Origin of the sequence: Diplocloster hominis, from assembly GCF_032380655.1 — a bacterium.
Taxonomy (GTDB): Bacteria; Bacillota; Clostridia; order Lachnospirales; family Lachnospiraceae; genus Diplocloster; species Diplocloster hominis.
Genome location: NZ_JAWDIY010000085.1, coordinates 1 through 1,226 on the forward strand (window position 1 = coordinate 1; position 1,226 = coordinate 1,226).

General features: G+C 51.8%; 2 protein-coding genes. Both read right to left on the minus strand.

What is annotated here, in order from left to right; genetic code table 11:
• A partial coding sequence (asrC, locus tag ABC831_RS26325; RefSeq protein ID WP_343251046.1) for a sulfite reductase subunit C occupies positions 1 to 851 on the minus strand: 851 nt, incomplete at its 3' end.
• Positions 852 to 869: 18 nt separating this feature from the next.
• On the minus strand, positions 870 to 1,226 hold a 357-nt coding region (locus ABC831_RS26330), incomplete at its 5' end, for an iron-sulfur cluster-binding protein (RefSeq protein WP_484840530.1).

Sequence of the window (1,226 nt, forward strand, 5' to 3'; positions counted from 1 at the left end):
TATTCCGGTTTGTAATCCAGAGCCCAGGCGGAGAATTTCTGCCAGTTGGCGAACATGCCCAGCAGCACATCTTCCGTCACCCAGTTCAGGAACAGCTTCCCGGCACGGGGATTCTGCTTGCCGGTACGGCCGCCCAGGGTTACCCGGTAGAGCTTCTTCGGGTTCCTGGTCCAGGCGCTGGTCGGACATGCCAGAACACATTCCGCACAGCCCACGCAGCAGCAGGTATCCTTATCTACTTTGTTGTCTTTGTTCAGGCTCAGCACGCCGGTAGCGTGATGCTCGCAGGCATCCACACAGGCGCCGCAGCCGATACATCTGTCATAATTGTAATCCATCTTGTAGATTCCCATTATACCGAAATCATTGAAGTTGGCTTTCACACAGTCATTCGGGCAGCCCGCCACAGCCACTTTGATGTGGTAATGGGACGGGAATACCAGTTTTTCGATCTTGCGGGCCAGTTCCGTGCTGTTGCAGTTCCCCTTGATACAGTGGGAATTACCGATACATGCCATGACATTACGGGCGCCGATGGTGGGATAACCGGTCTCATCCGCCTCCATCTCGCAGCCGCACAGCTCCTGGTCAACGTCGTGGATATAATCTTTAATATAAGCGTTTACCGCCGGAATGTTCTCGTATTTGATCCCGGGGGCGTTCAGGGTCTGGCGGGTTCCCAGATGGAAGGTACCATTTCCCCATTTCTCCGCGATATCCATAACAACTTTCAGATACTTGGCATCAATAACTGCGCCGGGTACACGCATCTGCAGCATGAACTCCCCGGGTACCTTGGATTGGCGGAAACAGTTGATCCGTGTCTTTTTAATATCTATATCATGATTCATTCTCTTAACACTCCTTCCCTAGTCCACTAAGTATTTCGCCTGTGTGTAGTTGAAAACGGGGCCGTCCAGACAGACATAGACCTCATCGATCCGGCAATGTCCGCATTTTCCGATGGCGCAGGACATCTTTCTCTCGAAGGACACCCAGATTTTCTCATCCGGCACACCGCATTTGGCAGCTTCCATGCCGGTGAATTTCATCATTGGCGGCGGTCCAACGATTACCACTTCGTAATTGTCTCCAAAATCGCCAAAGGGAACCTTGGATACATATTCGGTTACAAACCCTACGTTCCAATCGTCGATCTTGTCACGGTCCAGGGTATAGAAGGTGTTAAATTTATCTCTCCAGGATTCCAGCTCGCCGCGGAACAC